The 9,302-nt window shown below is 61.7% G+C and carries 6 protein-coding genes and 1 pseudogene; 6 read left to right on the top strand and 1 reads right to left on the bottom strand.

Annotation, left to right across the window (positions count from 1 at the left end; all coding sequences use genetic code 11):
- The 4 genes and pseudogenes from NGJ21_RS04460 to guaA all read left to right on the top strand — a co-directional run.
- A pseudogene (locus NGJ21_RS04460) lies at nucleotides 1–245 on the top strand (hypothetical protein); the annotation flags it as partial.
- 69 nt (nucleotides 246–314) lie between these two features.
- The gene (locus tag NGJ21_RS04455; RefSeq protein WP_046784400.1) at nucleotides 315–872 is read left to right on the top strand and encodes a hypothetical protein; all 558 of its coding nucleotides are present in this window, start codon (nucleotides 315–317) and stop codon (nucleotides 870–872) included.
- Nucleotides 873–958: 86 nt separating this feature from the next.
- On the top strand, nucleotides 959–2,428 hold the full coding sequence (gene guaB, locus NGJ21_RS04450; protein ID WP_008094438.1) for an IMP dehydrogenase: 1,470 nt from the start codon (nucleotides 959–961) through the stop codon (nucleotides 2,426–2,428).
- Nucleotides 2,429–2,554: 126 nt separating this feature from the next.
- On the top strand, nucleotides 2,555–4,132 hold the full coding sequence (gene guaA, locus NGJ21_RS04445; protein ID WP_012316007.1) for a glutamine-hydrolyzing GMP synthase: 1,578 nt from the start codon (nucleotides 2,555–2,557) through the stop codon (nucleotides 4,130–4,132).
- 65 nt (nucleotides 4,133–4,197) lie between these two features.
- Here the strand turns inward: guaA and NGJ21_RS04440 are convergent, their stop codons facing one another.
- Nucleotides 4,198–7,146 (bottom strand): membrane-targeted effector domain-containing toxin, encoded by a 2,949-nt coding sequence (locus NGJ21_RS04440; protein WP_251961874.1) that lies wholly within the window; start codon nucleotides 7,144–7,146, stop codon nucleotides 4,198–4,200.
- Between the two features lie 204 nt (nucleotides 7,147–7,350).
- On the opposite strand from NGJ21_RS04440, the gene NGJ21_RS04435 reads away from it, so the two are divergent.
- Together NGJ21_RS04435 and tadA are read left to right on the top strand one after the other, a co-directional pair.
- Nucleotides 7,351–8,736, top strand: coding sequence for a multicopper oxidase family protein (locus NGJ21_RS04435; protein WP_115273980.1), 1,386 nt, complete (start codon nucleotides 7,351–7,353; stop codon nucleotides 8,734–8,736).
- Nucleotides 8,736–9,215 carry a tRNA adenosine(34) deaminase TadA gene (tadA, locus tag NGJ21_RS04430; protein WP_115273981.1) on the top strand — a complete coding sequence of 160 codons (480 nt, stop codon included), beginning with the start codon at nucleotides 8,736–8,738 and terminating at the stop codon, nucleotides 9,213–9,215. Before NGJ21_RS04435 ends, tadA begins: the two co-directional genes overlap by 1 nt.
- The last annotated feature ends 87 nt before the right edge of the window (nucleotides 9,216–9,302 follow it).

The following is a 9,302-nucleotide window of genomic DNA, read 5'->3' as shown; positions in this document are numbered from 1 at the left end:
CTTGCCTGGCATGGCGCGGCGGCATGGAGGCTGTGGCGGGCGCGGCAGTGTTGTTGGCGCTGCTGGGCAGGGTACGCGAACGCGCCATCTACCGCCGCGGCCTGGCCATGTTGCGCAGCGAGCGCGGGCGGGGCGGCGGGCGCGCCGGACCGCGGGCCGCGCTCACGGGGGGGGGGGTGGGGGCGGGTGATGCCTTGAGTGTTGCAGCGCTGATGAATCGAGCGCCGCCCGCGGCCTTGCGCTGATCGGTCGCTACCTGAGCGCGTGAGCGGTAGAATTGCGCGATTACCGCAATCCCCAGGCCCGTTTCGCCCATGAACACCCAGAGCATCATCGTCCCGAAACTCTCCACCGTGCCGGTGCACGAGGCCCGCGCCCGGGCCATCCTGCGCTGGCTGGTGCGCGAAAAAGTGGTCGAGGAGCAACTGACCACTTGCGGTCGCACCGGCAACCGCATGGGCCATGCCCTGGCCGAAGGCGCGCGCAAAATCGCCCTGCACCCGCAAAAGCTGCCGTTTGGCGCGCCGGTCAACGGCCTGGAAGTGATGCTCAAGCGCTGCATCTATACCCCCACCGAGGGTTTCCTCGAAGAAGCCGGCTGCCCCGAGTGCCGGCGCGAGGTGGGCGAACCCTTGTTCGAAAGCCTGGAAGAGTGGATGCCGGGGGTGAGTGACAACTTCACCTGCCCCTTGTGCGGCTTCGAGGACGACATCAATGGCTTCATTTACCTGCAGCCATGTGCCTTTTCCAACCTGGGGTTCATCTTCAACAACTGGGGCGAGGCCGGGTTTACCCAGGCCTTTCTCGACAGCTTCGCCGACTGGCTGGACCAGCCGGTGGCGGTGGTGCAGGTAAAACTGCCAGAACGCTGACCGAAGGCCCTTATTTTGCATTGAGCGGCGCGCCGTGGATGAGTATAATGGCGCGCTTCCATTTTTCCCGCCCGGGAGCCCCCGCGATGCTGCGTATCAGCCAAGAAGCCCTGACTTTCGACGATATCCTCCTTGTACCTGGCTACTCCGAGGTACTGCCCAATGAAGTCAGTCTCAAGACCCGTTTGACTCGTGGCATCGAGCTGAACATCCCTCTGGTTTCCGCCGCCATGGATACCGTGACCGAAGCGCGCCTGGCCATTGCCATGGCTCAGGAAGGCGGCATCGGCATCATCCACAAGAACATGACCATCGAACAGCAGGCCGGCGAAGTACGCAAGGTCAAGAAGTTCGAGGCTGGCGTGGTCAAGGACCCGATCACCATCGAAGCCGACGCCACCGTGCGCGACCTGTTCGACCTGACCCGCCTGAACAACATCTCGGGTGTTCCGGTGCTGGAGAACGGCGACCTGGTCGGTATCGTCACTTCCCGTGACGTACGCTTCGAAACCCGCCTGGATGCCAAGGTGCGCGACGTGATGACGCCCAAAGAGCGCCTGGTCACCGTGCGCGAAGGCGCCGACAAGAACGAAGTCCGCGAGCTGCTGCACAAGCACCGCCTGGAAAAAGTCCTGATCGTCGACGACAAGTTCAGCCTCAAGGGCATGATGACCGTCAAGGACATCGAAAAAGCCAAGGCCTACCCGCTGGCCAGCAAGGACGACCAGGGTCGCCTGCGCGTCGGCGCTGCCGTCGGCACCGGCAAGGACACCGGCGAGCGTGTTGCCGCCCTGGTAGCTGCTGGCGTTGACGTGGTTGTCGTCGACACTGCCCACGGCCACTCCAAAGGTGTGATCGACCGCGTTCGCTGGGTCAAGGAAACCTATCCGCAAGTTCAGGTGATCGGCGGCAACATCGCTACCGGCGCTGCGGCCAAGGCCCTGGCAGAAGCCGGCGCTGACGCCGTCAAGGTCGGTATCGGCCCAGGTTCGATCTGCACCACCCGTATCGTCGCTGGTGTCGGCGTACCGCAAATCAGTGCCATCGCCAACGTTGCAGCGGCACTGGAAGGCACTGGCGTGCCACTGATCGCCGACGGCGGCATCCGCTTCTCGGGTGACCTGTCCAAGGCCATCGTCGCCGGTGCTTCCTGCGTGATGATGGGTTCGATGTTCGCCGGTACCGAAGAAGCCCCGGGTGAAGTCGAGCTGTTCCAGGGCCGTTCCTACAAGGCCTACCGCGGCATGGGCTCGCTGGGTGCCATGGCACAGGCGCAAGGCTCCTCCGACCGTTACTTCCAGGACTCCTCGGCCGGTGCCGAGAAGCTGGTGCCGGAAGGTATCGAAGGCCGCGTACCGTACAAGGGCGCCCTGGCCGCGATCATCCACCAGCTGATGGGCGGCCTGCGTTCGTCCATGGGTTACACCGGCAGCGCAACCATCGAAGAGATGCGCACCAAGCCGGAATTCGTGCGCATCACCGGTGCCGGCATGGCCGAGTCCCACGTGCATGACGTGCAGATCACCAAAGAAGCCCCTAACTACCGGGTCGGCTGAAGCCTCCAGCGGTAAGTAGCAAGCTTCAAGCTCCAAGCGGTAGTTGCGTTGCAGCAGCTACCGCGTTTTCCCCGATCAACTTGCAGCTCGCAGCTAGACGCTTGCAGCTGCACCAGAGATTGAGTCATGGCCCTCGACATTCACGCTCACCGCATCCTGATCCTCGATTTCGGTTCCCAGTACACCCAGCTGATCGCCCGCCGCGTGCGCGAAATCGGCGTGTACTGCGAACTGCACCCGTTCGACATGGACGATGAAGCGATCCGCGAATTCAACCCGCGCGGCATCATCCTCGCCGGCGGCCCCGAGTCGGTCCACGAAGCCAACAGCCCGCGTGCACCGCAGGCCGTGTTCGACCTGAATGTACCGTTGCTGGGCATCTGCTACGGCATGCAGACCATGGCCGAGCAGCTGGGCGGCAAGGTCGAAGGTTCGGACCTGCGCGAGTTCGGTTATGCCCGCGTTGACGTGGTCGGCAAGAGCCGTCTGCTCGACGGCATCGAAGACCACGTTGATGGCGACGGCGTATTGGGCCTGGACGTGTGGATGAGCCACGGCGACAAGGTCACCCAGATGCCGGGCAACTTCAACATCCTGGCCAGCACCCCGAGCTGCCCGATCGCCGGCATGTTCGACGACGCGCGCGGCTACTACGGCGTGCAGTTCCACCCGGAAGTGACCCACACCAAGCAAGGCGGTCGCATCCTGTCCCGCTTCGTGCAGGACATCTGTGGCTGTGAAGCCCTGTGGACGCCTTCGAACATCGTCGAAGACGCCATAGCCCAGGTGCGTCAGCAAGTCGGCTCGGCCAACGTCCTGCTGGGCCTGTCTGGCGGTGTCGACTCCTCCGTGGTAGCCGCGCTGCTGCACCGCGCCATCGGCGACCAGCTGACCTGCGTCTTTGTCGACAACGGCCTGCTGCGCCTGCACGAAGGCGACCAGGTGATGGCCATGTTCAAGGAGAACATGGGCGTCAAAGTGATCCGCGCCGATGCCGAGAAGCAGTTCCTCGACAACCTGGAAGGCGAAGCCGACCCGGAGAAGAAGCGCAAGATCATCGGCCGCACTTTCATCGACGTGTTCGATGCCGAAGCCAGCAAACTGGACAACATCCAGTTCCTCGCCCAGGGCACCATCTACCCGGACGTGATCGAGTCTGCCGGCGCCAAGAGCGGCAAGGCCCACGTGATCAAGTCGCACCACAACGTGGGTGGCCTGCCGGAGGAAATGAACCTCAAGCTGGTCGAACCGCTGCGTGAACTGTTCAAGGACGAAGTGCGCAAGATCGGCCTGGAACTCGGCCTGCCGTACGACATGGTCTACCGCCACCCGTTCCCGGGCCCGGGCCTGGGTGTGCGTATCCTCGGTGAAGTGAAGAAGGAGTACGCCGACATCCTGCGTCGCGCCGACCACATCTTCATCGAAGAGCTGCGCAAGGCCGACTGGTACCACAAGACCAGCCAGGCGTTCGTGGTGTTCCAGCCGGTGAAATCGGTTGGCGTCGTGGGCGACGGCCGTCGCTACGCCTGGGTCGTGGCCCTGCGTGCTGTCGAGACCGTGGACTTCATGACCGCGCGCTGGGCGCACCTGCCTTACGACCTGCTGGAAACCGTCAGCGGCCGTATCATCAACGAAATCGACGGTATCTCGCGCGTGACTTACGACGTGTCGAGCAAGCCGCCGGCCACTATCGAGTGGGAATGAGTTGAGCCACGAGGGCGCCGCAAGGCGCCCTTGTTGTTTGCGGTTCGCAAAGTGGTTGATGGTCTTCAATGGGCTACATGACGCATGCCCCGCATCCTGAGGAAGATGTCCAGATCGGAAAGATGCTCTAGTCGTCGCTCATGAATGGTCGGCCAGTCTGGTCGCTCGATGTAATAGAAGCGTCCATCGCGTTTGACGGGGGTACGGCGCAGGCTAAGGTCGCGGCTGCGATTGATCAGGTACGTGTCGCTGTCGATATGTTCAAAGGTGTAGTCACCCGGCCTGATCAGCAATGTTTCAAAATCGGTCGCCGCTGTGGTGAATGGCTCAATCGAGGCGCGCAGCCGTATGTCGCTTTTCAGGTGCCAGACTTTGCCCCCCTTTTCTGGCGCGTCTACACCAGGGTCGACCGCATAGCTGTCGACGCCTCCGACCGGAGTATCCTCGACGCGCAACCCTACCACGCCTTCGGTTTCTGCCAGGCCTGTAACGCCATGGAAGTTATTGGCATGGGTGTTACCGACCAATGCGACCCATTTGCCTGGCCCGCGGGCAGCCTGGTCAGCTTCGATGATCAGGTGAGCATAGAAATTCATCATCTCCTGACGTGCCACGGGGGATGGTGGCGTTGCCCACGCCTGGCGGTAGCTTGCCATGCAGTCGATGGACTGGATACGCAAGCCGTTTTTCTGCGCCTCCAGCAATACCCGGCGGAAGGTGTATCGGCCTGCCAGGTCGGTCTGGTGTCCAAAGTCCTGTGCGGTGATATAGCGGTCCAGCGCTGTGGGCAGTTGGCCGCTGCGGTTGAAGGCGTCCAGGTCGGCCTGCTGGAAGTCGGTCGTGAAATGTTCCATGTACAACGTCTTGACCTTCAGCTTGCGTAGCACAGCCATGTTGTCGATCAAGAAGCGCTTGCTACCCAGGCTGCTATGCGCCTCGCCTACCACCAGGCCCTGGCTGTTCTCATAGATGTTTTGCAGGATCTGTTTTGGCGTTGTTCCGGGGATTATGTCTGGTAATCGAGGGCGCGCAGGCGCTTGCACAGTAGCCATGAAGTCGCGGGCATCCGTAGCCAGTTGCTCGCGAAGCGTGAGAAGGCGAGCGACGGCCGCTAGCCTGTCAGGGTCATGAATATTGATTCGCACCCCTGTTAGCTCTTCGTCTGCCACGTCTTTGAGTGAGGCGCGCAAGTCGGCAGGCACTTCGTAAGGTGTGGCGGCTAGCGCAGGCTGGCTTGTCCCGGTGGCGCGGCGCCCCCAGATTTTAAGCCTCGGGAGCATGCCACCCTTGAGCCCGCCCCGGTCGACGGGATACCAATGGCCCTCGTCATCCAGCCGGATGGGCTGGCTTTTGTAGAAAGAGAAGGGGGTCTCGGGAGGCACAATGGCCCAGGTTTTCAGCTCGGGCGCAAAGCGCACCTGATAGGGTAGCTCGTCGATCAGTACATAGAACTGCCCATCCTGCGTATAGATACCTTGGAGTGCTCCTGTGCCGGGCTCGCCGCTCAGTAGAACGTTGGTTTCGAATGGGCTAAGCAACGGCCAGCCTTCTGCGGGCTGGAACGGCGCAGGGACCCAGGCTTTCACCGCATCCGTCACGCTGGCATCCTCCTCCTCGCCCTGGACCACTTCGCCGGCCGTGGCTGGATCTTCTGCCGAACCTAGGTTTTTCCCTGTGCCTGCTTCAGTGACCTCGGCCAGTTCTGCAATGGGTTGCCCCGGCGCACTCAGGAGAAACGTGGCGTTGAACAGGGTTTCGATGGCCGAAAGAATTGCGCCTGTTACGCCTGCCTTGCGTTCGCAGGTTGTATGGCCACTGATCGCTTGATCGATATTGAGGCCAGTTTCTGCCATGCCGGCACCCACCAGGGCCAACGCAACGGGCCAGTCCACCGCAGCCATGGGGCCGAAGACTCTCAGCGACGCCCTCAGGTAGCCGATCCACAGTTGTTTGCGCAAATCGTCATTCGAGCGCAGGGAAACGTGCGCATCATCGAGCATTCGCTGATGGGCTTTGTCGCGCAGCCAGCTAAAAACATCGCCATCGATTCGCTGATCGAGCGTGTTAAGGCCGGAGTAATCATCTTTTCCCCAGCCTTGATACAGCAGGTCGACAAGGTGGTTGAGCCCGATGCTGGTATTGCCCTCGTCACGATCTTGGAGGGAGAAGTGCGCCATGAAGCGGGCCCGGTTTTCGGCCTGATTGCAGTGGTTGAGCACCCACCAGAACAGCGCCTGATCATTGTCGAACACCTGCAATGCATCGACATCGCCGGGCAAGTAGACAAGTTGCCTGCCATCTTGCATTTGTACGCGCAGGATATCCGTAGCCACATGTCCGCCGATATCGAATGTGCATGCACGAATACCCTTGCCCGTTGCAGACTGATGTTGCAGTGCTTCTATCGAAGGCGGCCAGGAGATGTCTCCCACCAAGGCTTGGGTGACTTCCCGGCAACACTTTGCAAGCCCTGACGTGGGGTCCTGTGCACAGGCTTCTAGCACTTTGCTCAGGAAGTTGGCCTTGGCCAATGTACGAAAGTTCTCGGAATGCGTTGACCAGAATGACTTCAACCGGCTTTTGAAGTGACTGGCGAAATCGATGCTCCAGAAGTACTCCAGGACATTCCTCGCGTCGAGTCGCACTTCGTTGAGTTCGTCGTAGGCATTTTTGCCGGGGCCATCGCTGTAGAAACCGACGAGGTAGCCGAGCAAGTCGGCATTGTCCTGATCATTGGCATCGAAGCGGTGCATGACCAGCTGGGGCAATGTCAGGGACTCGTACGGTGGGTCCAGATGTTGCCATCCGTTGAAGGTTCTGGGGCTGCTGACGGCGGTGTGAAACCGGTGCAGATAGACGCTGTCAGGGTCATGTGCCTCCAAGCCATGCCGGTCAAGGATCTGCTGCGCGACCTCTCGCGCCATCTGGCGCATGTCCGGGCACGTTTCACTCACTTGCCTGGCCAGCTTGGTCAGCGAATCAAGGGTATCTGGTTGCGTTTTGCCAAGTAACATAAGGGCTCTCAAGGGTCGAGGGTGAGGGCCGGAAAGTGGCAGAAACGGTGCCGTGGTGGCGGTATATAGTGCCTGCCAGGTGTGCTCAGGGCAGCGCTATGCAACACTTCACTTAATCTTTCCCATTTGCAGGTGTATCGTATTCGCCCTTCATCGCCAGCCGTGCTGGCAGCTTGACTGCGCTTAAACGAGGTACCCGCACCGATGTCCTTCACCCGTCGACAAATGCTCAAGGGCCTGACCGGCCTGGTTGTAGTAGGCCTGGGCGCCGGAGGCGCAGCGCGGTACTGGCTGGGCAAGGTCGAGGACGAGAATGCCGGGCACGACTACGAGCTGATCGCGGCGCCCCTGGAGGTCGAGCTTGTGCCCGGCTTCAAGACCGAGGCCTGGGCGTTCGGCCCGTCGGCGCCAGGTACCGAGTTGCGGGTTCGCCAGGGCACCTGGCTGCGGGTACGGTTCATCAACCATCTGCCGGTGGAAACCACCATTCACTGGCATGGCATCCGCCTGCCGCTGGAAATGGACGGTGTGCCGTATGTATCGCAGTTGCCGGTCAAGCCGGGCGAGTATTTCGACTACAAGTTCCGTGTGCCTGACGCCGGCAGCTACTGGTACCACCCGCACGTCAGCAGCTCTGAAGAACTCGGCCGCGGCCTGGTAGGCCCGCTGATCGTCGAGGAGCGTGAGCCAACCGGGTTTTTGCATGAGCGCACGCTGAGCCTGAAGAACTGGCACGTGGACGAGCAGGGTGCCTGGCTGCCATTCAGTATCCCCCGCGAAGCGGCGCGCAATGGTACCGCCGGTCGGCTGATCACCATCAATGGCCAGGCTGACTCGGTCACCGAATTACCGGCCGGGCAGGTGGTGCGCCTGCGTCTGCTCAACCTGGACAACACCTGGACCTATCGCCTGAACCTCAAGGGTGGCAATCACGAGGCCAGAATCTACGCCCTCGATGGCAACCCGGTCACCCCGCGTGTGCTCGATGACGAGTACTGGCTGGGGCCAGGCATGCGTATCTGCCTGGCGATCCGCATCCCCGAGGCAGGTGAAGAGATTTCCCTGCGCGACGGCTTCGTGCGCTTGGGCACCTTGCGCTCGGTAGCCAGCAACGATGCGCCCAGCGACTGGCCGCCTGCCTTGCCGCCGAACCCTGTGGCCGAGCCGGACCTGGAGAATGCCGAGAAGCTGAACTTCAATTTCGAATGGGTGGGCAAGGTTTCGGTCAACACCGAAAATGGCAGGCCGCCGAGCCTTTGGCAGATCAATGGTCAAGCCTGGGACATCACCGACAAGACCTGCGCCGACCGGCCGATCGCCACGCTGCAAAAAGGCAAGAGCTACATCTTCGAGTTGAAGAACATGACCCAATACCAGCACCCGATCCACCTGCATGGCATGAGCTTCAAGGTCATTGCCTCCAACAGGCACAAGATCGTCGAGCCGTGGTTCACCGACACCTACCTGCTGGGCAAGAACGAGCGGGCCCAGGTGGCGCTGGTGGCCGATAATCCAGGCACCTGGATGTTCCACTGCCATGTCATCGACCACATGGAAACCGGCCTGATGGCCGCGATTGCGGTGGTCTGATGCGCCCACAGATCATCGATCGCAGCCGTGATCAGGAATTCATGCGCATGGCCCTGGACCTGGCGGCACAAGGTGCCGCGCTGGGCGAGGTGCCGGTGGGCGCGGTGCTGGTGCAGCACGGCCAGGTGATCGGGCAGGGCTTCAACCGGCCGATCATCGACAGCGACCCCAGTGCCCATGCCGAGATGGTCGCCATCCGCGCGGCGGCAAAGTCTGCGAGCAATTACCGCCTGCCGGGCAGCACCCTTTATGTGACCCTGGAGCCTTGCAGCATGTGCGCGGGGCTGATCGTGCATTCGCGGGTGGCCCGGGTGGTGTATGGCGCGCTGGAGCCCAAGGCCGGCATCGTGCAGAGCCAGGGGCAATTTTTCAGCCAGGGCTTCCTGAACCATCGGGTAATGTTCGAAGGAGGGGTGCTGGCCGAGGAATGTGGCGCAATCTTGAGCGAATTCTTCAAGGCGCGGCGCGCCAAGGTGTAGGAGCGGCCTCGTGTCGCGAAAGGGCTGCAAGGCAGCCCCGCCTTTAATGCCTCAATACTGAACCCTGGACAGCTGTGCGGGCCTTTC

Source organism: Pseudomonas sp. Marseille-Q5299 (assembly GCF_943737035.1).
Classification (GTDB): domain Bacteria; phylum Pseudomonadota; class Gammaproteobacteria; order Pseudomonadales; family Pseudomonadaceae; genus Aquipseudomonas; species Aquipseudomonas putida_E.
This window is presented reverse-complemented; position numbering and strand designations above follow the sequence as displayed.